Here is a 24,114-nt window from a genome sequence, read left to right as displayed (position 1 = left end):
CAGCTGAGGAGGTTCTCCCATGAAGAGCTTGTTTGCGATGAGCGCCAGCGCCGCGCTGCTGATCAGCGCGTGCAGCTCGACGGACGGCACGCCGGACAGCGGCTCGAGCAGCAGCGCCAGCGCGGCTTCCGCCGGGGGCGGCGGCGACAGCGCGGGCAGCGGAGGGAACGCGGGCGGCGGCGACGCGGGCGGGGGGAACGCGGGCGGCGGCGGCGAGGGCGCGGCCCCTCCCGGGGACACGACCGAGCGAATCTATGACGCCGACGACAGCAACATCCAGGTTTCCGGCAGGGTCGATTTCTCGGATCCCAAGAAGCCGAGGTTCTCGACGCCCGGGGTGACCATCCAGGCGAGCTTCAAGGGCAGCTCCGTCGCAGTAACCCTCGACGACGAGCACAAGTGGGACAAGTACTTCAACTACTTCGATGTCTCCGTCGACGACGGCCCCGTGACGAAGATCCAGGTCCAGCCCGAGGCCATGGAGTACGAGATCGCCTCGGATCTCCCGTACGGCGAGCACACGGTGACCGTGATCAAGAGGACGGAGGCGTCCATCGGATACACCGAGCTCCTCGGCTTCAAGTTCGGCGGCGAGATCCAGCCGCCGCCGCAGAGGCCGAGCCGGAAGATCGAGTTCATCGGCGACTCGATCAGCTGCGGCTCCGGCATCGACGCGCCCAACGGGTCCCCGCAGTGCGAGGAGGACGGCTGGGGCCAGCCCTACCACAACGCCCGTCTCGCCTACGGGCCCCTCGTCGCGCGGCAGCTCGGCGCGGAGTACCACGTCACGGCGGTCTCGGGCATCGGCCTCGTCAGGAACTACAGCTCCGAGTACGACGCCAGGCCGATGCCGGAGGTGTATGGCCTCCTGTTCCCGGAGCTCACGGACTCTCCGGCCTGGGACACCGCGCGGTTCGTGCCCGACGCGATCGTGATCGCGCTGGGCACCAACGACTTCTCCCCGGGAGACAGCGAGCGGCCCAGGATGGATGTCGAGACGTACGCGGAGGCGTACATCGACTTCATCGACACGCTGAGGGGCTACTACCCTGATGCCCACATCTTCTGCATGTCGAGCCCCATGCTCGGCGACGGCTGGCCCGAGCCCACGGACATGTCGGCGACCGATCACAAGGCCAGCCTGACGCGCGTCGAGGAGCACTTCGCGGCGAACAACGACACGAAGGTGCACAAGGTGTTCGTCAGCAAGGCCACCGGGAAGGGCTGCGGGACGCACCCGGACGCGACGGAGCACGAGACGATGGCGGAAGAGCTGTCGCCGGTGCTCCAGTCGGTCATGGGCTGGTGACCTCGACGCGCTGGCCAGGCACCGCGCTCGGCCGGCGCGTCCTCTCGCGGGCGGCGCCTGCGCCGAGGGCGGGGTGTGGGAGCAGCTGCGCCAGGCTGCGCGCTCTCCTCCCAGCGCCTGCCGCCTGCGCGAGCGGCAGGCTCGCCAGCGGGCCGTCGTGCTATCCAACCGAGGCCGGGCGACGGCGAAAGCTCACACGGTGGGCTCGATCCGCCGCCCGCGAGCGGAGGTGATGCGTGAAGCGTCCGACGATAACGGACATCGCGTGGCGTGCTGGGGTGTCCAAGGGAGCGGTGTCCTATGCGCTGAACGGCAGGCCGGGCGTGTCCGAGCCGACGCGCGAGCGCATCCTCGCCATCGCGGCGGAGATGGGCTGGCAGCCGAGCAACGCGGCGCGGGCGCTCTCCGACGGCCGGGCCGGGGCCGTCGGCCTGGTCATCGATCGGCCCGCTCACACGCTCGGGATCGAGCCGTTCTTCATGCAGCTCATCTCGGGCATCGAGGCGGAGCTGGCCGAGAAGGCGGAGGCGCTGCTGCTCAAGGTGACCGAGGATCGCCAGGCCGAGGTGGACACCTACCGCCGCTGGTGGGCCGAGCGGCGGGTCGACGGGGTGATCCTGGTCGACCTCTGCGACGGCGATCCGCGCGTGAAGCTGATCGAGGAGCTGAAGCTCCCGGCGGTCGTGATCGGCGGGCCGGCGGGCAAGGGACAGCTCTCGGGTGTGTGGAGCGACGACGCGAGCGCCATGAGGGCGGTGGTCGACTACTTGGCCGCCCTCGGTCACCGGTCGATCGCCCGGGTCGCCGGCCCCGCGGAGTTCTTGCACACGGCGATCCGCACCAAGGCGTTCAACGCCGCTGCCCGCCAGCGGCGCCTCGACCGGGTGGTGACGGTCCACGCCGACTACACGGGTGAGGCGGGCGGCCAGGCCACGCGGCGGCTCCTCGCCGGGGCCGCGCCGCCGACGGCCATCGTCTACGACAACGACGTGATGGCCGTGGCCGCGCTGGCGGTCGCCCAGGAGATGCGCGTCCCGGTGCCCGAGCGCCTCTCGATCGTGGCCTGGGACGACTCGGCGCTGTGCCAGCTCGTGCACCCCGCCCTGACCGCGGTGCGCCGCAACATCGCCGAGCACGGCGCCCGCGCCGCCGCGCTGCTCCTCCGCCTCGTCGCCGGCGAGCCGATCGCCGACGCCGAGTGCAGCGCGCCGACCCTCGCGACGCGGGGCAGCACCGCGCCGCCCGCGCGCTCCTGACCCGGGCTCATCGCCAGCGAGGCGGCGCGGTCGCCCCTCGCGGGCGTGGACACTGAACCGATTAAGTGCTTTGCTCGCCGCGCGCGCAGCTGGAGCGGCGAGCAGAGCACGATGAGAGGGAGCATGCACCGCAATTTCGCCAAAGTCGCTGTCGGCCATCAGGCTGTGGCCTGGCTCGGGGCCAATTTCTGGTCGAGGCGCGGCGGCCCGCTCATGTGGCAGAGCTACGATCCGGCCGTCGTCCGCGAGGAGCTCCGGGTGCTCGCGGATCACGGCCTCAACATGACCCGGTCGTTCTTCTACTGGCCGCACTTCATGCCCGAGCCGGACCGGATCGACGAGGGCTGCGCGGCGCGCTACGGCGATTTCCTCGAGGCGCACAGCGAGGCGGGCCTGACCACGATCCCGACGCTCCTCGTCGGCCACATGTCCGGCGAGAACTGGGACCCTGTCTGGCGGCGCGGGCGCGACCTCTATGGGGACGTGTGGATGGTCGCCCGGCAGGCGTGGTTCGCCGAGCAGATGGCGCGGCGCTTCGCCGGCCACCCGGCGGTGACCGGGTGGCTCATCTCCAACGAGATGCCGATTTACGGCGAGCGCGAGCGGTCGGTGCGCGAGACGGTCACGAGCTGGGCGAGCCTGCTCGTGCAGGGGCTGCGCGCCGGCGGGGCGAGCCAGCCGATCTCGATCGGCGACGGCGCGTGGGGCATCGAGGTCACGGGCAACGACAACGGGTTCTCCGTCCGCGACCTCGGCGCGCTCGTCGATTTCCTCGGTCCGCACGTCTACCGGATGGAGAACGACATGGTCCGCCAGCACTACGGCGCGGCGTTCGTCTGTGAACTCACGGGCTTCCTGGGCAAGCCGGTCGTGCTGGAGGAGTTCGGGGTCTCCTCGGACTTCGCCTCTGACGAGAACGCCGCGCACTATTACCGGCAGGTCCTCCACAACACGCTGCTCGCCGGCGCCACTGGCTGGATCGGCTGGAACAACACCGACTTCGACCTCATCCACCAGGACCCTTACCGGCACCACCCGTTCGAGCTCCACTTCGGGCTGACGACCATCGACGGCCGCCCCAAACCGCAGCTCCTGGAGATGGGCCGCTTCGCCAAGGTGCTGGCCGACATCGACGTCCTCGGCTGCGAGCGCGAGCCGGCCGACGCGGCGCTGATCGTCCCGTCGTACCTGGAGGGCGCGTTCCCGTTCACGGAGACCGAGGACCGCAGCTATCTCTTCACCATGCTGCGGCAGGCGTACATCGCCGCGAAGGAGGCCGATCTGCCGGTCGGGCTGACCCGGGAGCGGGACGGGATCGCGGAGGGCTGCCGGCTCTATCTCCTGCCGTCGACCAAGCAGCTGACCGCGCCCAGCTGGGCTCTCCTGGAGCGGCTCGCCTCCGAGGGCGCGGTGGTCTACGCATCGTACTGCCATGGCACGCACGGCTCGCAGCGCGGGCCCTGGTACGCGAACCTCAACACGATGTTCGGCGTCGAGCACCAGCTCCGCTACGGGATGGTCGACCCGATCGCGGAAGCGCAGGTGGAGCTCACCTTTCATCGCCCGTTCGGCGCGATCGCGGAGGGCACCACGCTCACGTTCCCGGTCGCCGGCACCGAGCACAGCCGCGCTTACCTGCCCGTGAAGCCCAGGGGCGCGGAGGTCGTCGCCGTCGATCAGCGCGGCAGGCCGGCGCTGCTGCGGCGCCAGGTGGGGAAAGGCAGCGTCGTGCTCTGCACCTATCCGCTCGAGCACTTCGCCGCGGCGACCCCGCGGGTCAACCCGGAGCCGACCTATCGCCTCTACGACGCGCTCGCCGAGCTCGCCGGGGTGCGCCGGCCGGTGACCGTGGACGACCCGCGCGTCGCGGCGGGAACCCTGCGCCACCGCGACGGACGTCGCTTCGTGTTCCTCGTGAGCCAGGCGGATCAGCCGCTCTCGGTCAAGCCCGTCCCGGCCTCGGGACACCTGACCGAGCTGGGCGGTAAGACCCCGATCCACGCCGTGGAGATCGCGCCTTACGACGTGCGGCTCCTCGAACTTCGAGCGGAGTAGTCGGCCGCTGCGGGCGTCGCGCGGCGCGCGGTGCCGAGCGGGGACGCGCGCGGCGCTACCGCCGCAGCGTCTTGTAGAACATGTAGCCGAAGCCGATCGTCAACACGGCGAGGACGGCCCCGCCGATCGTGACGAACGGCAGGACCTTCGCTCGCGCTTGCCGACCGATCTCGCCGACGCGGCTCACGAGATCCTCGCGTACCTCGTCGGCCCTCTGCTCGAGGCGCTCGCGCTCCGGCGAGTTCTTCGCCTCGCTGTCCCTCACCGCGGGGCTCGCGCCGCCAGGGTTCGGGGTGACCAGCGCGTCGCTCCTCCGCTCGAGCTCTTCCAGGCTCGCTCGGACGTTCGAGCGGAGCAGGGCGGCGCGCTGCTCCAGATCATCGATGCCATTTGCGTTGGTGCTCATGCGATCTTTTCCTTCAACACGTTGGCCTGGGCCTCGGCGTGCTCCTTGGTGGCGTCGAGCGGCGGATCCCGCGGGATGAGCCGGTAGCCGACCAGCCCGGCGGCCCCTGCCGTGACGAGCAGGACGGCCGCGATGGCGAGCGCCGGCGCCGGCCCGCCGATCGCGAGCACCGCCGCGACGAGGAGCATCGCGAGCATCAGGATCGCAGCGGCGGCCGCGACGCCGAACGCGATCGCCGCGTTCTTGAGCCTGGCGACGTCCTGCTTGGTCTCGTTCTTCGCGAGCGCGACCTCGATCCTGATCAGCTCTTGCGTGTCCTGGATGGCGCCCTTCACGAGATCGACGAGCCCGCTCTCCTCGGGCTGATTGTTGTTCGCCATGGGTTCCTCGCGGGTGATGAGCGGTCGAGAGACCCCTCGATGCGGCGTCTCGCCTGCGGATTCGTCCGGTCGCCCGGACTGGTCAGCTCGGTCGACGGCCAGTCGTATGAGCTGCAACTGCATCGATCGGACCAGGCGGAGCGCAGGCGCGAGCGCGCCGCTGAGCGGACTCACAGGCCGTCCGATGCGACGGGCCGTATCCATTACGCCACATGTGGCGAGCGTGCGCGTGCAGAGCAAGGCGCCTTGCCATCAGCCGCCGCGAGCGCCGCGAGGTTGTCTATCAGCCCGCCGCGGTGCGGCACGGCGGGGGCGCGCTGAGCCAGCTCAGTACCAGCGCGGCGTCCCGCAATCGACGTGCAGGTGGTCCCGGTGGCTCGCGTCGAAATCCGGGCCGAGGACGCGCGACGCGGCCCCGTCGGCGCGGAGCCGCCGGGTCACGCTCCTCAGGAAGTGCCCCTCTCGGGTGCTCGGGTCCTTGTCGCGAAGCACGTAGTCGCGAAGCACGCTGATCGCGCGGCCGCGCTTCGGCGTGAAGCGCGCGATGTCGAAGGCGTTGCCGAACGAGTGCTCGCTCAGGCCCTCGCTCCAGGGCCGCATCCTGCCGACCACCTCCCGGCACGCGTAGCTCCCCAGCGTGCTGATGCGGGCGATCGGCGAGCTCAGGTGCGCCTCTGCCTCTTCCTGGATCACGCGCTCGATATCGGCCAGCCGGAGGGCGAGTGAGCAGTCGATCTGCAGCGGGGGTGAGTACACGATGCCAGTCGGGCCGCGCGTCAGCAGCACGCCGTGGGGGATGCCACACCCCTTCTTGTTCGGCTTCGCCGTGTCCGGTATCGCCTGGAACCGCGCGCCCGCGCTCTTCAGGGCGTCGCGGCAGTCCGCGCCCGCGGCCGCGGCGATGTAGTTCCACTGGCGCTGCGCGCGCGGCGGCCGCTCGCCGAGGTCGGCTGCGTCGGCGAGGGGCTCGACCCAGGGGGCCCATCCCGGCGGCGCGGGTGGTGGCGGCGAGGGCTCGCCACCAGCGGCGGGGGGCGCCGCGATGGCGGGCGCCGCTTCCCGGGGAGCAGGCGCTGCGGCGGCGAGCGCCGGCGCTGCGCCAGGGAGGGTCGGGGCCGGCGGCGCGATCAGCGCGGCTCCGCCGAGCTCGGAGAGCGTCGGGCTCCCATGAGAACAGGAGAGCACCGAGGCCACCGCCGCCGCAGCGAGCCCCGGAAGGAAGCGTGCGTGCACATCGATGTCCGTACCTCAGCGGGCGACCGGCGCAAGACACGCGATCTCCCCCTCTCCGCGCGCCCGCTCACAGCGACACCTCGTTCGCCCGCGTCAGGCCTCCCTCGCGCCGCCGCCCGACGCCTCGCCCCCGCCGCGCGCTTCGTCATCTGGCGCTTCCGGGGCCGGCGCCCCGCGGAGCAGGAGCAACCCAACCACGGAGACCACGACGCCGGCGGCCGTGAGGCTCCACGGCAGCTCGCCCTCCATGACGCCCTGCGTCCACGGCGGCTTGAAGTAGAGCAGCGACACGGCGAGCCCGTTGTTCAAGGCGTGCAGCAGCGCTCCGGGCAGCACCGAGCCGGTGCGGTGGCGCGCGTAGCCCAGCGCGAGCCCGAGCGAGAACGTAGGCAGCAGCCGGTACACCGACCCGTGGGCGAGCCCGAAGAGGAGCGCCGACACCCCGATCGCCACCGCGGGCCCGGCGCGGCGCAGCCCCGCGTAGACGAGGCCGCGGAACAGGAGCTCCTCGCACACGGCGGGCGTCACGGCGACGAGCAGCAGCACGACGGGGTACGGCTGCCCGCCCAGCAGCACCAGCTCGCCGAGCTCACGGGCAAAGCGCTCTGGCGCGGGGAACCACCGGAGGAGGGTGCCGCCGATCGCGACCCACGCCGACACCCCGAGCAGCAGCGCCCCGGCGAGGCCCCGGACCGAGGCCGGCCGGAGGGCCAGCGTCGTCCGGGCCGAGTAGCCGAACCCGACGACGAGCGCGAGCGTCGGGAGGAGGAAGAAGCCGACCTGCGAGGCCGCGAGCTGGACGGCCACGCTGGCGCGGGCGATGAGCAGGCTGCCGTAGAAGAAGAGCACCTGCACGCCGGCGAACGCCGCCAGCGAGAAGCCGGCGGAGGGCGCCCCGCCGCTCCGGCGCCCGAGGCCCAGCACGGCGCGCGCCGACTCCTTGCCCCCGAGCAGCACGTTCTCGCGCTCGAACACGCGCGCGGCGAAGAGGAGCGCGAGGCAGGCGTAGAGCGCCGACGACACGAGCGCCGTGAACAGGAGATCGAGCGGCGCCTCCCCGAGGAACAGGGCCTTGATCAGCACCGCGATGTTGAGGACCGGGGCGTAGGCCGTCCACGGGTTGAGCTCGACCACCGGCAGCGCCGTGATGCCGGCGAGCAGCGACAGCGGCAGGTACGCCGGCATGAGCGCGTTCTGGCCGTCCTTGAAGTCCTTCGCGAACACGGCGAGCGCCAGGAACAGCGCCGAGAACAGGAGCGTGACCGGCACGAGCAGCGCGAACGTCAGCGCGAAGATCCAGGGGTCGACGACGACGACGTCGGGCAGCAGCCGGCTCACGGTGAGCGACAGGCTCACCACGTTGCCGAGCGCCGTCAGCAGCGAGATGACCCACACAGCCAGGAACTTGCCGGAGATGATCTCGATGGAGCGCACGGGCGCGCAGAGGAGCGTCTGCATCGTGCCGCGCTCCTTCTCGCCCGCCGTGAGATCGATCGCCGGCAGGAAGCTGCCGAGGAGCGACATCAGGATGAGCATCATCGGCATCATCGAGCCGAGGATCTGGCCGACCTTGCGGCTGTCCGGGGCGACGTCGCGCGAGACGACGTCATACGCGATCGAGAACCCCTCCGGCAGGCCGCGCTCCGCCTCTCGATCCGCGACGATGGCCCTGCGGGCGCGCCGCAGCGCGCCCTCGAGGCGCGCCTCCGCCATGGCCGAGTCGGCGCGGACCGAGTCGAAGTAGATCGCGACCGCGCCCTTGCCGCCCCGCGCGAGCTCGGTCCCGAGCGCGGGCCACGGGATGAGGACCGCATCGACCTTCCTGTCGCTCACCGCGGCGCGCGCCGCCGCGAGCACGGGGTTCTCCGGCTCGGTCCACCTCGGCGGCGGGTCCTCGCCCTCGCCCTCGCGCGGCGGCGCGTCCTCCGGCCTGGCCTCCGGCTCCCGCGGCGGCGCGAGCGCCCCCGAGACGAGGCCCTCGCGCACGTCCGGGGGCGCGCCGGCCCACGGCGCGAGCTCGATCTTCCCCGCCGACGCGAGCCTCTCCTGCAGGCCCTCCGCGAGCTCTCCCCACACCGCGATCCTGGACGAGCGCGCCTCGCGCGCGGCCGCCTCGGAGCCGACGAGCTTGCTCATCGCGAGCGCGAACAGCGGGTAGAGGAGGATCGGGATGAGGACGAGGCGCACGAGCGTGCGCCGGTCCCGGAGCGACTCGACGAGCTCCTTGCAGAGGATCGTCCAGACGACGGCGAGCCTCACGGCGCCTCTCCTGCCGGCGGCGGCGCCCCGCCGCGCGCGGGCACATCGCGCGGGCGGCTCCGGGCCACGTGGTGGAGGAAGGCGTCCGTGAGGTTCGTGGTGCCGGTGCGCTCGAGGAGCTCCGGCAGCGCGCCCGTGTCCGCGACGCGCCCCTCGTGCAGGAGGGCGATGCGATCGCAGAGGTACTCGGCCTCGCCCATGATGTGCGTCGAGAAGAGGACGGCCTTGCCCGCGGCGCGCTCGCGCCGGATCGACTCGACGATGAAGCGGCCGCTGATGATGTCGAGCGCGGTCGTCGGCTCGTCGAGGATGAGCACCTCGGGCTCGTGGAGGAACGCGCGCGCGATGTTGGCGCGCTGCTTCTGCCCCGCGGACAGCGTGCCGCACGGCCGCGAGGCGAACGCGTCCATCTCGAGGTCGGCCACGAGCGCGTCGATGCGGCGCGAGAGCGCGGCCTCCTTCATGCCGTACAGCCTGCCGAAGTAGCGGAGCACCTCGCGGGGCGTGAGCCGCTGGTAGAGCTGCGTGTCGCCGGAGAGAAAGCCGATGCGCTGCTTCGCCTCGAGCGGCCGCGCGGCGAGGTCGACGCCGCCGATGGCGACCCGCCCAGCGGTCGGCGACAGGATGCCGGCGAGCATCCGCAGCGTCGTCGTCTTCCCCGCGCCGTTCGGGCCGAGCAGGCCGACGATCTCCCCGGGGTGCACGGCGAGCTCTACGCCGTCCACGGCCGTGAAGTCGCCGTACCGCTTCACCAGGCGCTCGGCGAGCAGTGCGGGCTGCATGGCGGCTTCTCCTATTCGGTCCGCGGCGGCGCGCAAAGCGCCGGGCCGCCGGGACCGCGGCGCGGGGCGCCCCCCGGCGCGCGAACCTCCCGCTCCCGCCGCCCGGTTGCCCGCCGCCCAGGCTGCTTCGCGGCGCTGCCCCTCGACGTCCGCTGCAGACTCCCTAGACTACCGAGACAATCATGCAGGCGGACATGCCTTCCATGCCCTACCGCAACCGCACGACGTCCGAGCCGGTCCAGTGCCCCTGCGGACATGGGCTTGATCATTACATGGTGAGCGCCGAAGCCGAGTACCGCGTCCTGGGCTACATCCAGCTGGCGTTCGGGATCTCGGCCCGGCCGACGAAGGTGAAGTACAGGTGCCGGCGCTGCGACACCGTGTTCGCCACGACGAAGGATCCCGCGGTCCTCGACAAGCACTACTGACGCCGGGCAGCGGATGATCGACATCGACACGTCGCCGGCGGCCGCCTGCCGCCGAGGGGCTCCATGAAAGGCCGCGTCCTCATCATCGCCGGGTCCGACTCGGGCGGCGGCGCCGGCATCCAGGCCGACCTCAAGGCGGTCACCGCGCTCGACGCGTACGGCGCGACGGCGATCGCCGCGCTCACCGCCCAGAATACCCGCGGCGTGGCCGCCGTGTTCCCGATCCCGCCCGACTTCATCGGCCGCCAGATGGAGCTCGTGCTCGACGACATCGGCGCGGACGCGATCAAGACCGGCATGCTCCACTCCGCCGAGGTCATCGAGGAGGTCGCGCGCGTCTACGAGCGCCTCGGCCGCGGCGCGCCGCTCGTGGTCGACCCCGTGATGGTCGCCAAGGGGGGCGCGCGGCTGCTGGAGCACCAGGCCGAGGGCGCCCTGCGCGGCCGGCTCCTGCCGATGGCCGCGCTGGTCACCCCGAACATCCCCGAGGCCGAGGCGCTGACCGGCATGGTCATCGACAGCGTGGACGCGATGCGCCGCGCCGCCGCGCTGCTGCTCTCGATGGGCCCGCGCGCCGTGCTGCTCAAGGGAGGCCACCTCCCGGGCGCGACGGTCGTCGACGTCCTCCAGACCGCGCCCGGCGCCGCCGGGGCCTCCGGGGGCGAGCAGCTGTTCGAGGACGCGCGCATCGAGACGCGCGCGACCCACGGCACCGGCTGCACGCTCGCCTCGGCCATCGCGGCCGGCCTCGCCCAGGGCCTCGCCCTCGTCCCGGCCATCTCGCGCGCGCGCCGCTACCTCCGCGAGGCGATGCGCGCCGCGCCGGGGCTCGGCCACGGCCACGGCCCGCTGAACCACGCCCACACGGTGCGGCCGTTCTCCTGAACAGCCCGCGGCGGACCGCGAGCCCCTGTGGAGGGCCGCGCGGCGCGCGCCGGCGCCGCGGCCCGGCGGCGCCCGCGCGGCCGTCGTGGCGCCCCCGCGCCGCGGCGAACGGGCCGACGGCGTCGCCAGTGCAACGACTCGTTGCGCCCGGGGCTCGAATGGACGACCCTGCGCGCAGTTCGTATCGGCGTGCCGCCGCGTCAGCTTTGGCGCCGGCGCGGAGCTCTTCCTCACCCTTTGTGCGCCTGTGGCCGTGACCAAAGATCCCCTCCCTCCCATCGACGTCGGAACGGTCATCAACGACCGGTACGAGGTCCTGAAGAGCATCGGCAAAGGCGGCATGGGCGAGGTGTTCTTGGCCTTCGATCGCCTGACGCAGCAGCAGGTGGCGCTCAAGGTAGTGCCCGAGGCCTCTGCCATGCCGGGCGACGACGAGGCCCTGCGGCAGGAGGTGATCCTCGCGCAGAAGGCTCGCCACCCGAACGTCTGCCGCGTGCACGACCTCGCGCCGAGCCCGTGGGGGCCCATCCTCGTGATGGAGTACATCCCCGGGCAGACGCTGCACAACCACATCCGCAAGCGCAAGACGTCCGGCGGGTTCAGCGCCGACGAGTTCCGCAAGATCTCGACCGACGTCTGCGCGGGGCTCGCCGCCATCCACCAGCAGGGTCTCGTGCACGGCGATCTGAAGCCGGGCAACGTGATGGTCGCCGACGATCGCGCCGTCATCCTCGACTTCGGCTTCGCGAAGGAGCGCGCGCGCGCGGCCGTGCGCAAGCCCGGGGCGCCTCCGGACGGCGGCACGCCTCATTACATGTCGCCGGAGCGGCTGCGCAGCGGCGGCGCGAGCCCCGAGGACGACGTCTACGCCGCGGCGCTGACGCTCTGGGAGATGTGGACCTGCCGCGTCCCCGAGCCCGGCTACAAGCCGCGGCTCAAGACGATGAAGCAGCAGATCACGTTCGACGTGCCTGCCGCGCTGACCAACGACGAGATCCGGCAGATCTTCCGCGCGTTGAACCCGGACCCGCAGATGCGCCCGCAGGCGCGTCACATGCGGTTCTTCAACCCGACGCAGACGACGACCGCGCCGATCCAGCTGCCGCGCGAGCGCATCGACCCTGGCCCCGCGCCGGGGCGGGCGATCAAGACGCAGTTCACCCCCGGCGCGCAGTCGCTGCTCATCACGTACGCCACGAACGCGCCCGACAGCGTCTCCACCCTGTTCCCCCTGCAGAAGCCGGTGCTCTCGATCGGCCGCCGCAGCGATCAGGATCTCGTCCTGGCCGAGGCGACCGTCTCCGGGTCGCACGCGCTGCTCCGGTGGCAGACGGGCTCCTGGCTGGTCGAGGATCTGAACAGCACGAACGGCACGTACGCGGACTTCCCGTTCGAGCGCAAGGCGCAGGTGTCGCTGCTCCACGGGGCCGAGGTGCAGCTCGGCGAGTGCCGCCTCATGGTGGTCACGTTCGGACCGGACTCGCCGCACCACGACAAGGCGAAGCGCTACCTCGCGAGGCGCGACGGCCTCACGGGGCTGCTCGTGCGCGAGCACCTGATGAAGGCCATCGACGAGGACGGCTTCTTCGCCGAGTGGGCCGAGGTGCCGATGCAGATCGCGCGCTTCGAGCTCCGCGGCCAGAACGGCCTCGTGAGCTTGCGGCCGACGATCCTCGAGATGCTCGCGCTGCGCAAGGCCGCGCTTCAGGTCGTCGATCTGACGCAGACGCTGCTGCTGAGCCTGACGCCGGCCGCGGCCGGGCGCACGGGCCCGCTCACGTTCGTCGTCTCCATCGTGGGGCCCAACCTGGACGAGGCCCAGCACGTGGTCGAGCAGGTCGTCGCGCAGGTGCAGGGCACGCTCCCCGAGACGCTCGAGCTGACCGCGACGCTCGTGAAGTGCGAGCCCGGCCGCCCTGCTCGCACGCTGATCGACTGAAGGCCGTCACGCGACCCCGCCGCTGGTCATCGAGGTGGAGATCCCCTCAGCCGCGGCGCGGTCCACCGCGCTGCCGTGCGGCGCCGCCTGCCCGCGAGCGGCCGCTCCCGCACCGGAGCGGCACGCGACTACCGGGACGATCCGCTGCGCGGCACGCGACTACCGGGACGATCCGCTGCGCGGCACGCGACTACCGGGACGATCCGCTGCAGACGTCGCCAGGAGCGGCAGCGCGGTCGAGCACCACCTCGCCGACCGACCTCCGGACGTCGATCTCACCCTGCCAGATGAGCTCCGCGCTGCCCTGCGCGTCGATGACATCGCGCAGTAGCCGCACGTAGACCTTGCCCGGCGAGACCTCCGGGATCGCCACCGTGAAGTCGAACGTGCAGACCGAGTCGCACCGCGGGTTCGCCGCGTCGGGCTCGTCCCTCTCGGTGATCTCGTAGATGCTGTCGATCCGGTCCACGTGCATCGCGCGCTGCCCGCAACAGTTGAGCAGGAGCCGGCTATCCGCGAGCGTCAGGGCGCCGCTCGACCGGTCGTAGCGCCAGCGAAGCACCTCGCTGCTGCAGTAGCTCTCGTCCCCCTCGATCGCGAGCCTCCGCTCCGGATCGACGAACCCGCCGGCCTCGCTCACGACCCCGACCTGAGCGGGCTCCGTCTCGAGACACGCGCCGAGAAGAAGCAGCGACCCCACCGTTGCAAGCGACCCGCAGACCCCCACGAACTTCATGCCCCGACTTCCTTGCTGTCCCGCCCCACTGTCAAATTACACTATAAATGAAGAACCAGGGCTTTAATAAGAACGTCCAGAGCATCCCTACTCGGATGTCCCGGGCTCGGCCTCAGGGCAGCGAGCACATGGATCGCGCGCATACCGCACCCCGGAGCAGCTGCACGCACATCCACGTGTGGTTTACTAGCTGTATTGACGACTGTCCAGGTGAAAGTAGTAGAGTCCGCCCGGTTCTCTGACCCTGGACGTCATGGTCGGTTGACCTGCGCTGTTATCCCACGTCTGACCAGTGCCGGGACACCCCCCGCGGCCGGGGGCCGGCCACGGGAGGGGCTCCGAACGCCCTGCTCACCGCGCGGCGACGGTCGTGCGGCGACGGGGCGGCGCGCTCTGCTCCTGGCAGCCGGCGCCCGCGGGGGCGTCGTCGAGGACGACCGCGCCCGCGGGCACGTCCAGATCGAGGCTGCCACTCCAGACCACGGCCGGGCCGCCCTGCTCATCGACGACGTCGCGCAGCAGCTTCACGTAGACCTCGCCCCGCGGGACGTCCTGCACGCCGACGGCGAGATCGAAGGCGCACTGCTCTGCGCAGCGCCCCTCGGCGCTGTCCGGCTCGTCCCGCTCGGTGACCTCGTAGAGGCTGTCGATCCTCTCGACGTGGATCGTGCGCTTCCCGCAGCAGTCGAGCATCAGCCGCGCGTCCGCGAGGCGGAGCGTCGCAGCGGCCTCGTCGTACTGCCATCGCAGCACCTCGGCGCCGCAGTAGCCCCCATCCTCCGTCGCGGTGAGCCGGAGCTCCGGATCCCGGAACCCACCCTGCTCGCTGACCCTGGCTTCTTGAACCGCCGCTGCCGAGCTGCAGCCGCCGGCGCAGACGGCCCCCGCGATCGCAATGGCGGTCCAGATGCGGTTCGAGACCATGCTCTTCTCCATTTCTGTTTCGCTTGCTGACCGGGGCGGCTCGCTGCAATTTTCCAGCCAGCCACCCCTGAGCAGTCCGGAAGCTAACCGCGACCGACGCAGCGGGCCAAAGAAGCGGGACGCGCGAACGCGGCATCCCCTCGCCTCGGCCCTCGGCGGGGAGCGCGGGAACGCGCAGGAACTGCCCACGATTACAGACGTGCCCGGACAGAAGAAGTTGCCGGGAAGCCGCGCCCGCGGGGCAACCCAGCTGCGGGGTTCCGCGGCGCAGCGCGCGCCGGGTGTCCCGGTCGCGCCCCCGGCCGCCGCGGATCGCTGCGCGTCTCTCGTGGAGCCAGGGCGCTCCACGACTCGGCCGTGCCGGACGCCCTGACCACGCGTGCAGCGCCCGCGCGCCGTGCGCCTCGTTTGCGCACCGGCGGCGGGCCCCGGATCAGCGGGGGGCCGCCCGCGAGCGGGTCAGTTCTTCGCCTCGACGGCCTTGCCGGGCGGCAGGGGGTCCCAGCGCAGCGAGTCCCCGAGCAGGTTGGAGATCCGCTTCGGCCGCTGTCCGTCGACGCGCATGATGTAGAGACCTGGCCCCTCCCCGGATGTGCGCGTGGAGAAAAACGCCACAAGCCGCCCGTCCGGGCTACAGGCCGGGTACCCGTTCCTGCCCTGGTTCTGGGTCAGCCGCGCGAGGCCCCCGCCCATCTCCCCCGCCACGACGAGGTCGGTGTTCTTGCCGACGCCCACGGCATAGACCGCCTTCACGCCGTCGGGGTGGTTGCAGAACGTCGGCGCCGACGCGAAGAGCCCCTCCGGAGAGATCGCCTTGCCGCCCACGTAGATGCGCTGTCCGTACCTGCCCTCGCCGGCGAACGCGAGCTTGCCTGTCGGCGTGAACGCCGGGTGGAGCGCCATCCCCACGTCCGATGCCTGCTTGAGGCTCTGGAAGTCGGGGCCGGAGAACAGCTTGATCGTCGACCCCACCCCGATGCTGAGGGCGACCTGGGACCGATCCTTCGAGAACGCGATGCCGTAGACCGAGCCCTTCACGGGCAGCTGGAGGGGTCCGCCTGCCGGCGTGAAGACCTTGTACTCGTCGCCCTTCACGCTCGCCGCGTAATGGAGCTGCTCGTTCTTCCCGAAGGCGGGGGCGATGGCGGTCTGCTCCGGTGGCGAGACGGCCCTGGCGTCGTGGCCGTCGGCGTCGATGGTGAAGACCCGGCGCAGCGAGCCCGAGCCCGAGGCGAACGTCATGTGGCTGGCGAAGCCGCCGTTCTGGCCGGTGAGCGCGCCGATCAGCTGGTCGGCCACCCGGTGCGACTCGAAGCGCACGTCGCGGAGGGGCACGATGAACTTCTTGTCGAACACCGGGGCCTGCCCGCGGTTCACCAGGAACGCCTGGCCGACGAGCTCGACCTTGTCCGGGCCGAGCTTCTTGCCGCGCACGCTCACCACCGCCTCGACCCCCTTCGCGGACCACGCCTTCACGTCCACGGGGCTGTCGGACAGGTACAGGCCGTCGGGCGCGGCGCTGTCGGGCAGCACCTCGAACTCGCCGCACAGCTCGAGGTCGCGCCGGACCACGCTGTGGAGCGTCACGTCCTCGGGATCGGAGACGAGCGACGGCAGGACGCCGATCTTCGGCAGGGGGCGCGACGCGCCGGCGACGACCGTGATGTGGCCGAGCAGCTCGTCCGGGTTGGGCGGCGCCGTGGCGGCGGGCGCCTGCGCCGCGGGGGCCGGCGCCTGGGCAGGTGCAGGGGGGGAAGCGAGCGCGGCGGCGGCGAGGGCCAGCGCGCCGAGGGCGTATCGAGCTAGTCGCATGTGTTTTCTCTACAGACGAACGTGACGCTGACCTGCTTCTGCCCAAGGTCGGGATAGTTCTCGGGCGGCGGCGGCAGCGCCTGCCCCTTCGCCCCCTCGAGCGTCGCCCGCGCGGCCGCGTCGACGATCGCGTTCCCGCTCGGCGTCAGCGTGTAGCTCACCATCTGCCCGTCCGACAGGACGATCACCGCGCGCGGCCGGTGCTTCGTGAGCTCCTCTGCCGGGAGCCCCGACCCGCTCACGCGGAACCGGCTCGAGAACCAGCCCGCGATGCGGGCCAGGTACAGGTCCACCGCGCGCGCCTTGAGGGGATCGGTCTCCGTGCCCTCGGCCACGCCGTCCTGGTGCCCCTCCTGATCGACGTTGGGGGCCTCGCCGGCGTCGGTCTTCGGATCGAGCTCGGTGTCGACCTGCTTCGCGATCTCGGCGTCGGGCGGCGGCGGCGCGGTGCCGGCGTCGGCGATCTTGACCTCCGGGGGCGGGATGTCCTCCTCGGTCTTGCCCGCGTCGGGCGACACGAACGCCTTCTGCTCGACGCGCGGCTTCGGCGTCTGGCGCACCCACCGGTCCGGCAGCTTCATCCTGTCCCGCTTGCCGCCCAGCTTGAGCAGCGGGGTGTCCATGTCGAGCACCGGGATGACCTTCACCGGGACGCTCGGCCCCTTCTCGATCTCGGGCGCGGCCGCGGGCAAGGAGAGGTCCGCGAGGGTGATCACCACGGCGGCGCCCGCCTGCACGGCGACCGCGACCGCCACGGCGATCGCGATGTCCCGCGGGCGGAAGTCGCTCCTCGGCCGGCGCAGCCCGGGCGGCGTCCTCGGTCCCGGCGCGCGCGCCGCGGCCGTGCTCACGGCGCCGCTCCGCCCGGCCGCGGCGCCGCTCCGCCGGGCTGCCGCGCCGATCCACCACCGGGCGGCGGCGGCGCCCCCTCCGGCTCGAGCTCCGGCTGGACGAGGAGGTTCAGCCCCTCCACCCCGGCGGCCCGGGCGGCGGCGACGACCCGCGCCACGGCGCCGTAGCGGGCGTCCTTGTCGGCGCGGATGTAGAGCTCCTTCTCCTTCTGCACGCGCGGGTTCGACGCGAGCACGCCCTCGATGTCGGCGGTCGCGTCGTCCTCACCGAAGAGGATCTTCTCTTCCTTCGTGACGGTCACGACGAGCTTCGTGTCCTTGGTCGGCGCCTCCTCGGCGGAGACGTTGGGCAGCTCGACCCGGAGCCCCGCCGTCAGCAGCGGCGCCGTCACCATGAACACCACGAGGAGCACGAGCATCACGTCGACGAGCGGCGTGACGTTGATCTCCGTGAAGCCGCCCCCGCGCCGCCTGCGCCCCCCTCCGGCCGACATGCCCATGACCAGCCCCGCCCTTCAGCCCTTCGGCATCACCGGCGTCGGCCGGTCGCTCGACCGCTGGAGCGCCAGCGGGATGGACTCCTGCACCCCTCGCGCGGCGGCGGAGGCGGGGAGCGACGCGATCTCCACCCAGCCCTCGCTGGCAGCCTCGAGCGCGGCGAGCAGGTCGTCGATGCGCTTGTTGAGCGCGTTGTACGCGATGACCGCGGGGATCGCGGCGAACAGCCCGATCGCGGTGGCGATGAGCGCCTCGCCGATGGCCGGGGCGACGACGGGCAGCGACGCGCTCTTCTGCTGACCGATGCGGAGGAAGGCGTCCATGATCCCGTAGACGGTGCCGAACAGGCCGACGAACGGCGACGCGGCCGCGATCGACGAGAGGGTCGGCATGAGCGAGCTCGCCCGCTGCGTCTCGGTCACGATCGCGCGCTTCGCGATCGAGTCGAGCAGCTTGCTGGTCCCGACGCGGCGGCTGAGCTCGAGCACCACGCGGGCGCCCGGCGCGTCCGCGTGCCGCTGCGCGAGCGCGAACAGCTGATCCGGAGAGTGCGCGTGGGCCGACTCCTGCTCGAAGCGCGCCTGCTGCGACGTGAGCCGGGCCAGCTGGAGGACCTTGAGGACGGCGATCACCCAGACGAGGAGCGCCGCGAAGATCAGCAGCCAGACGACCAGGAAGACAGGACCGGAAGCGTGGAGGACCAGGGAGACGGGGTCGAGCTTGATCGGGACCGCCGTCGCCGCCTCGGGGGCGCTCTGCAGGAAGGCCATATCGATCTCTTCGTCAGGGAATCGGCGTCAGGGAATCGGCTCGCCAGGGGGTCCGCGCGCGCCGGAGCCCCGGTTCAGTGCGGTTTGCGGCCGCGGCCCCCGCTGGTGCCTGGAAGCACGGCCGTGGCGCTCTCTTCACGTCGTCCAGCGGCGCGCGGGGGCTCACTCCGCCAGCAGGATGTCGACTTTTCGGTCGCGCGCCCAGCCCTCTTCGTCCGTGCCGGTCGCCTCGAACTCGCCCTTCGACGAGGTCGCGATGCGCCCCTGCTCGAGGCCCTTCTTGCCGAGGTACTCCGCGACGCTGCCGGCGCGCTTCTGGCCGAGGCCCAGGTTGTACTCCGTCTCGCCGCGGGGATCGGCGTGGCCGATGAGCTTCATCCCCTTGCCCTTGAGCGGGCCCGAGACGAAGCAGCGAGCGAGCGCGTCCAGCGCGCCCGCCGCCTCGCCCTCGATCGCCGTCGAGTCGAACGCGAAGCGGGCGGTCGGCAGATCGCCGCAGGCCTTCAGGATCTTGTCGTCGATGCGGATCGACCCGCTCGTCGGCTTCGCGGTGTCCTGCTTCGGGGCAGGCGCGGCGGGCTTCGCCGCCGGGGGAGGCGCGACGTCGCTGGGGACATTCGGCGGCGGCTGCGGATCAGAGCCACAGCCGGCCGCCAAGGCTGCGAGCGGCGCCGAGACCACGAGGATCAACGCAGGCAGTTTTGTCATGGGCATGCCGTTACCACGCCGGGGAGCGCGTTGCAGCATTTTGAGCGGCCCGCGGGGAGCCGGCGCGCCGGGATGTTGAGCATTCCTGTAAAGTGCCGCGATGCATCGCCCGGAACCCGCGTGGGACTACTTGGGGCACCAACGATCTGCCCGGCCTCGCGCCGCCAGGGCCTGGGGCGCCGTGGCCCTCTCGCTCGGCGCGGCGGCGTCTGTCGCGCTCGCCGACCCCGGCGCGGCGCGGGCCGAGGTGCCCGTGCAGCGCACGTTCTTCAAGCTGCCGTCGTCGAACGGGTTCGGCGCGGTGCTGCTCGATCTGAGCCAGGCGCGGCTCACGCACTTCCGCGAGCACCTGTTCGCCACCGAGGAGCCGCTCCTCGACGAGCGCGGCGAGGAGGTCTGGGTCGGCAACCAGCCGCAGGCCGTGCGCACGCGCGACCTGCTCTACGACGCGTACTTCGGGCTGCGCTCCGACGGCAAGCAGCGGTGGCTGACCGAGGTCCCCGTCGACCTCGACGCGAGCGGCTACGCCGGCTGGACCGAAGGCGAGCGAGGCGGCACGGGCGTCGTGACGATGGTGCAGCGGGTCGGCAACCTGGAGTGCACGCAGTTCTTCTTCGCGCCGCAGGGCCTCGAGCAGGCCGGCTTCGTGATGGCGATGCGGGTCGAGAACCGGGGCGACGCGGCGGAGGAGGGTGTGTCGGCCTTCTCGCTGCACAACCTGCACCTCGGCTTCGGCCGCCCGGGCGCGATGAGCGACATCGGCGAGTCGGGCGAGACCGTCGCCTACGACGGGAGCGAGGGCCGGCGCGACTTCCTCGAGCGCGCCTTCGCCGGCGTCGTCGTCGCGCGCGCGCTCGAGCCGGTCGCGCGCCACGGCGCCTCGAGCGCGAGCAGCCCGCCGGAGCTCAACGTCTACCGGATCGTCGAGGACGAGGCCGGCGTCGTCGGCGACCTGCCGGACCTCGACGGGGCGGCGCCCACCTCGGACGGCTCGGTGAGCGCGTTCCAGTGGGACCTCGGCAGCATCGGCCCTGGCGAGGCGCGGTGGGTCGGCGTGGCCTTCGCGCACCACGGCGACCCCTCGGGCGCGGCGGACCCGCTCGCGCAGGGCGCCCTCGACGCGTACGTCGGCGCGAAGGGCGCGGCGGAGGTGGTCGCGGACGAGATCGCCGCGTACCGCGCGTTCCAGGGCTCGATCCAGGTCCCACCGACGTCGACGCCCGAGGAGACGGTCTTGCTCCGGCAGTCCGCGGTGATGCTCCGGATGGCGCAGTCCCGCGAGAGCCACTTCTTCCTGCGCGAGCACCTGACGCGGGACGCCGAGCCGCGCGCGACGAGGTTCGGCGCGACGCTCGGCGGCCCGCCCGCCGCGCTGCCGGCGACGGTCGCCCACCGCGGCCGCGGCGCCGTCCTCGCGAGCCTGCCCCCCGGCGAGTGGACGGTCGCCTGGATCCGCGACGGCGCCTACGCCACCGTGGCGATGGCCGCCCTCGGGATGGAGGCCGAGGCGCGCGACGCGCTGGGCTACTACCTCGGCGCGGAGGCGGGCCGCTTCCAGGGCTGGAACGAGCTGTCGTCGTACGACATGCCGCCGTACCAGATCAGCCTGGTGCGGTACCACGGCTTCGGGGTCGAGGAGACCGACTTCAACGACTTCGGCCCGAACCTCGAGTTCGACGGGTTCGGCCTGTTCCTCTGGGCGCTGCGCCAGTACGAGGAGCTCACCGGGGACACGGCGTTCGTGGACGAGCGCTGGGCCACCGCGTCGGCGAAGGTCGCGGACGCCCTGGTCGCGCTGATCGATCCGGAGACCGGCCTCGTCCGGAAGGACTCGTCCATCTGGGAGACCCACTGGAACGGGCGCGAGCGCTCCTTTGCGTACACGAGCATCACCGCGGCGCGCGGCCTCTGCGACGCAGCGGCGATCGCCGAGCGGCGCGGCGAGGCGGACCGGGCCGCGGGGTACCGCGACGCCGCGAACCGCCTGCGCGCCGCGATCGCCGCGCGGCTCACGGACGCCTCGGGCGCGCTCGGATCGAGCCTCGAGGAGCTCGTGTCCGGCGCGGGCTACTGGGACGCGGCGGTGCTCGACGGGATCGCGATGGGCCTGTTCGACCCGCGGGGGCGCATCGCCGCCGCCACCCTGTCCGGGCTCGACGAGCACCTGCGCGCGCCGGCGGGCGCCGGCTGGTCCCGGAACGACGACCGCACGGATCACGCCGGCGCGAGCGACCTGAGCCCCTGGGGCAGCGAGTACGACAGCGCCGAGTGGGTCGTGACCGACCTGCGCGGCGCCGTCGCCGCGCGGCTCATGGGGGACGACGCGCGCTCGGACCGGCTGATCCGGTGGGTGCTCGATCAGTCGGCCGCGAACTACCTCGCGATCGCGGAGACCTACGACGAGGCGAGCGGCGTCTACAAGTTCAACGTGCCGATGATCGGGTTCGGCGCGGGCGTCTACGCGCTCGCGCTCGCGGCGCGCGACGGGCTGGTCGTCGGGCCGGCCTGCGGCGCGTACTTCGACGAGGGCGCCGCGAGCGGCAGCGGCGCGGGGGGCGGCCCCGCGAGCGGCAGCGGCGCCGGCGGCGGCCCCGCGAGCGGCGGCGGGGGTGTTGGCGGCGGCGCCGGCGGAGGTGACGGTGGCAGCGACGGCGGCGCCGAGGGCGACGCCGGCTGCGGTTGCCGGCTCGCGCCCGCGGGGGGCGCGGCGCCCTGGGGGCTGCTCGCGGCGGCCGCCGCCGCGGCCGGGCTCGCGCGGCGGAGGCGCGCGCGGGCGCAGCGCTGACGCTCGCCGACGGCGCGCTCGGCGCGAGCTACTCCTCTTCGGTGTCCTCCTCCGGCCGCGCCTCGGCCGCGGGGGGAGGCGCGGGGTCGGCGACAGCGGCGGCCATCGCGTCGGCGAGCGATACCGGCCGCGCGGGCCGCGGCGCCTCCTCGGGCGCGGGCGGCGCCGGAGGCAGGCGCGCTGGCCTGGCGCGCGCGGCCGTCGCCGAGGCCGCGTGCATGCCCGTGCCCACCGCGGGGGCAGCGCCCGCACCCGTCGAGGAAGCCGCGCCCGCGCCCGTCGAGGAAGCCGCGCCCGCGCCCGTCGAGGGGGCCGCGCCCGCGCCCGTCGAGGAAGCCGCGGGCGAACCAGCAGCGGACGCCGCGGGCCCGCCTGCAGACGCCGCGCGGGCGCTCGCCGTCGTCGCGGCGCGCGCCAGCGGCGCCGCGACGGGCCCAGGGGTCGTCGCCTCGTCCTCGCCGGCCGCGCGTGCCTGCGCGTCGAGCGTGCGCGGCGCTCTCCGCGGTTGACCGCGCGGCTCGACCGACGCGCTCACCGCGCGCGCGAGCTCCCCTGCCCGGGACACGCCGCGCTGCGCGGCGGGGAGCAGCGCGGCCCCCGGCGCGCGCGAGCCCTGGCCGGCGACCAGCGCGAGCACGACCGCGATGGCCAGGGCGCACGCCAGCGACGCCGCCACGAGCGCGCGTCCGCGGGCGCGAGCCCACGCGCGCGGGCGCGCCGCGACCGGCGCGAGCGCGTCGTCCTGGAGCCGCAGCCGCAGCACGTCGCGCACGCTCGGCGGCGCATCGACCACCGCCGGGCCGGCGACCGGCGCGACAGCGCCCGCAACCGGCGCGACAGCGCTCGCCGGCGCGACCGCCGCCGCCCTTGCGGCGGGGGCCGTCGCGACGAACGACTTCAGGGCGAGCGACCGGAGATCCATCATCGTGGGGTCGTCGTCCTCCCGCTGCACCGAGGGCGCGCTCGACCGCCGGAGCGGAGGAGGCGGCCGGATCGGGCGCTCCTCCGCGCCCGGTGACGGCGGCGCAGCCGCGACCCTCCCCTGCGCGCGGAACATCGCGCCGCCGCAGACCCAGCACTCGAGCGCGGACCCGCCGCGCGCGTCGCTCGAAACCGTGGTGACGATCCCGCAGACTTCGCAGTAGACGTCCATGAGCCCCCCGCAGGCCTCGCCACACGACAGCGGCGAGCGCCCGCCACACCGAAACTGTGATTTAAATTACATTCGGAGTATGGCGTGCGTGAGGCGGCCGTGCATGCGGTCTCGGCGCTGTCTCTGCGGTGTACCGGGCGCGAGGCGGCGCTCCAAGGCCATCCTGGACGGCCGACGGAGCAGCAGCGCCGTCCTGGACCGAAGGATTCCCGGGCGGGCGCTTGCGATCCCTGCCTCTGGGCTGCTGTGGTAAGAGCCGCGCGTCGATGTGGTCGGGAGCGGACCGCCGGTCCGTCCGACGTGGTCGGGGCTCCCTGTCGGGGGTCGCGCTGGCAAGGGTTGGGGAGCCGCGTCCGGTCCCCCGAAGCGCCCGGAGGATATCGAGAATGGGTCTCAGCGAAACGCTGCTCGATGCGAACAAGAAATCCCAGGTCGTCGCCGACTGTTGCACGCTGGTCGACGAGGAGGTGGCTTCGAAGGGCGGCCTCTCCGGCCTGGCCGTCAAGGCCGGCTACGCGGCCGTGAAGGGCATCAAGCCCGGCTTCATCACCCAGGTCGTCGAGAAGCTCTTGCCCGAGTTCGCCACGAAGCTCGACCCCATCTGGACCGAGGCCACGAGCAGCGGGAACGCGAGCTCGTACCTGAGCTCGAACCGCTCGCGCGTCGCCGACGCGCTCCTCAGCGTCACCGACGCGAAGGCGAAGTCGTCGTCGAGCGGCGTCGTGCGCGGCACCTACGAGAAGCTGCGCGGCTCGGCCAAGAAGAACGTCGAAGACGCCGTCCCCCGCCTCGCCCAGCTGATCCAGAAGCACGCGTCCTGAGCTGCCCGGCGCAGCAGGTCCGCGCTCACGCCGGCCTGCTGCGCGCGCTCTCGTCAGCGAGCGGCGCGCCTCTCGGCAGCGAGCGGCGCGCCTCTCGGCAGCGAACAGCTTGAGTGAAACGGGG

Annotated in this window: 21 protein-coding genes; 8 read left to right on the top strand and 13 right to left on the bottom strand. The window is 72.8% G+C overall.

Features of this window, described 5'->3' with window-relative positions; translation table 11 throughout:
• Positions 1 to 19: 19 nt before the first annotated feature.
• From WME85_RS04610 to WME85_RS04600, 3 genes are all read left to right on the top strand, one after another.
• A complete protein-coding gene (locus tag WME85_RS04610; RefSeq protein WP_437835460.1) occupies positions 20 to 1,309 on the top strand; it encodes an SGNH/GDSL hydrolase family protein in 1,290 nt (429 codons plus the stop codon).
• 236 nt (positions 1,310 to 1,545) lie between these two features.
• The gene (locus WME85_RS04605; protein WP_437307823.1) at positions 1,546 to 2,565 is read left to right on the top strand and encodes a LacI family DNA-binding transcriptional regulator; all 1,020 of its coding nucleotides are present in this window, start codon (positions 1,546 to 1,548) and stop codon (positions 2,563 to 2,565) included.
• Between the two features lie 123 nt (positions 2,566 to 2,688).
• On the top strand, positions 2,689 to 4,620 hold the full coding sequence (locus tag WME85_RS04600) for a glycoside hydrolase 5 family protein (RefSeq protein WP_437835458.1): 1,932 nt from the start codon (positions 2,689 to 2,691) through the stop codon (positions 4,618 to 4,620).
• A gap of 55 nt (positions 4,621 to 4,675) precedes the next feature.
• Here WME85_RS04600 and WME85_RS04595 read toward each other — a convergent pair whose 3' ends face one another.
• The 5 genes from WME85_RS04595 to WME85_RS04575 all read right to left on the bottom strand — a co-directional run bounded on the left by WME85_RS04595 (position 4,676) and on the right by WME85_RS04575 (position 9,680).
• Positions 4,676 to 5,026, bottom strand: a complete 351-nt coding sequence (locus WME85_RS04595; protein WP_436625141.1) for a hypothetical protein — start codon at positions 5,024 to 5,026, stop codon at positions 4,676 to 4,678.
• Entirely contained in the window at positions 5,023 to 5,406 is a 384-nt protein-coding gene (locus WME85_RS04590) for a phage holin family protein (RefSeq protein WP_437835456.1), read from the bottom strand. The genes WME85_RS04595 and WME85_RS04590 overlap by 4 nt, the downstream gene beginning before the upstream one ends.
• Positions 5,407 to 5,733: 327 nt before the next feature.
• Entirely contained in the window at positions 5,734 to 6,639 is a 906-nt protein-coding gene (locus WME85_RS04585) for an extensin-like domain-containing protein (RefSeq protein ID WP_437835455.1), read from the bottom strand.
• Between the two features lie 93 nt (positions 6,640 to 6,732).
• On the bottom strand, positions 6,733 to 8,898 hold the full coding sequence (locus tag WME85_RS04580; protein ID WP_437835453.1) for an ABC transporter permease subunit/CPBP intramembrane protease: 2,166 nt from the start codon (positions 8,896 to 8,898) through the stop codon (positions 6,733 to 6,735).
• Positions 8,895 to 9,680 carry an ABC transporter ATP-binding protein gene (locus WME85_RS04575; protein WP_437835452.1) on the bottom strand — a complete coding sequence of 262 codons (786 nt, stop codon included), beginning with the start codon at positions 9,678 to 9,680 and terminating at the stop codon, positions 8,895 to 8,897. The genes WME85_RS04580 and WME85_RS04575 overlap by 4 nt, the downstream gene beginning before the upstream one ends.
• A 194-nt stretch (positions 9,681 to 9,874) precedes the next feature.
• On the opposite strand from WME85_RS04575, the gene WME85_RS04570 reads away from it, so the two are divergent.
• From WME85_RS04570 to WME85_RS04560, 3 genes are all read left to right on the top strand, one after another.
• Positions 9,875 to 10,108, top strand: coding sequence for a hypothetical protein (locus WME85_RS04570; protein ID WP_437623755.1), 234 nt, complete (start codon positions 9,875 to 9,877; stop codon positions 10,106 to 10,108).
• Positions 10,109 to 10,171: 63 nt separating this feature from the next.
• A complete protein-coding gene (thiD, locus tag WME85_RS04565; protein ID WP_437835451.1) occupies positions 10,172 to 10,993 on the top strand; it encodes a bifunctional hydroxymethylpyrimidine kinase/phosphomethylpyrimidine kinase in 822 nt (273 codons plus the stop codon).
• A gap of 253 nt (positions 10,994 to 11,246) precedes the next feature.
• Positions 11,247 to 12,932: a protein kinase domain-containing protein gene (locus WME85_RS04560; RefSeq protein ID WP_437509046.1), complete on the top strand. Its 1,686-nt coding sequence runs from the start codon at positions 11,247 to 11,249 to the stop codon at positions 12,930 to 12,932.
• 190 nt (positions 12,933 to 13,122) lie between these two features.
• Here WME85_RS04560 and WME85_RS04555 read toward each other — a convergent pair whose 3' ends face one another.
• The 7 genes from WME85_RS04555 to WME85_RS04525 form a co-directional block, all read right to left on the bottom strand.
• Positions 13,123 to 13,668 carry a hypothetical protein gene (locus WME85_RS04555; protein ID WP_437835450.1) on the bottom strand — a complete coding sequence of 182 codons (546 nt, stop codon included), beginning with the start codon at positions 13,666 to 13,668 and terminating at the stop codon, positions 13,123 to 13,125.
• 351 nt (positions 13,669 to 14,019) lie between these two features.
• Complete coding sequence (locus WME85_RS04550) at positions 14,020 to 14,592, bottom strand: hypothetical protein (protein ID WP_437835449.1); 573 nt, start codon at positions 14,590 to 14,592, stop codon at positions 14,020 to 14,022.
• Between the two features lie 459 nt (positions 14,593 to 15,051).
• A complete protein-coding gene (locus WME85_RS04545; protein ID WP_437835448.1) occupies positions 15,052 to 16,404 on the bottom strand; it encodes a tolB protein in 1,353 nt (450 codons plus the stop codon).
• Positions 16,395 to 17,255 carry a TonB C-terminal domain-containing protein gene (locus WME85_RS04540; protein ID WP_437307811.1) on the bottom strand — a complete coding sequence of 287 codons (861 nt, stop codon included), beginning with the start codon at positions 17,253 to 17,255 and terminating at the stop codon, positions 16,395 to 16,397. Before WME85_RS04540 ends, WME85_RS04545 begins: the two co-directional genes overlap by 10 nt.
• Complete coding sequence (locus WME85_RS04535) at positions 17,252 to 17,755, bottom strand: biopolymer transporter ExbD (RefSeq protein WP_437835447.1); 504 nt, start codon at positions 17,753 to 17,755, stop codon at positions 17,252 to 17,254. Before WME85_RS04535 ends, WME85_RS04540 begins: the two co-directional genes overlap by 4 nt.
• A gap of 15 nt (positions 17,756 to 17,770) precedes the next feature.
• Positions 17,771 to 18,523, bottom strand: coding sequence for a MotA/TolQ/ExbB proton channel family protein (locus tag WME85_RS04530; RefSeq protein WP_437835446.1), 753 nt, complete (start codon positions 18,521 to 18,523; stop codon positions 17,771 to 17,773).
• 162 nt (positions 18,524 to 18,685) lie between these two features.
• Positions 18,686 to 19,237, bottom strand: a complete 552-nt coding sequence (locus tag WME85_RS04525; RefSeq protein ID WP_437307808.1) for an OmpA family protein — start codon at positions 19,235 to 19,237, stop codon at positions 18,686 to 18,688.
• Positions 19,238 to 19,331: 94 nt separating this feature from the next.
• Here WME85_RS04525 and WME85_RS04520 point away from each other — a divergent pair, with 94 nt between their 5' ends.
• Complete coding sequence (locus WME85_RS04520; protein WP_437835445.1) at positions 19,332 to 22,016, top strand: glycoside hydrolase family 15 protein; 2,685 nt, start codon at positions 19,332 to 19,334, stop codon at positions 22,014 to 22,016.
• A gap of 28 nt (positions 22,017 to 22,044) precedes the next feature.
• On the opposite strand, the gene WME85_RS04515 is transcribed toward WME85_RS04520, so the two are convergent.
• Entirely contained in the window at positions 22,045 to 23,169 is a 1,125-nt protein-coding gene (locus WME85_RS04515) for a hypothetical protein (RefSeq protein ID WP_437835444.1), read from the bottom strand.
• 386 nt (positions 23,170 to 23,555) lie between these two features.
• Between WME85_RS04515 and WME85_RS04510 the strand changes: the two genes are divergently transcribed.
• Positions 23,556 to 23,990, top strand: a complete 435-nt coding sequence (locus tag WME85_RS04510) for a DUF6918 family protein (RefSeq protein ID WP_437835443.1) — start codon at positions 23,556 to 23,558, stop codon at positions 23,988 to 23,990.
• Positions 23,991 to 24,114 lie beyond the last annotated feature (124 nt).

This window comes from Sorangium sp. So ce1153 (assembly GCF_051521595.1).
Taxonomy (GTDB): domain Bacteria; phylum Myxococcota_A; class Polyangia; order Polyangiales; family Polyangiaceae; genus Sorangium.
The sequence above is the reverse complement of the archived record's forward strand: the minus strand, read 5'-3'. Positions and strand labels throughout refer to the sequence as shown.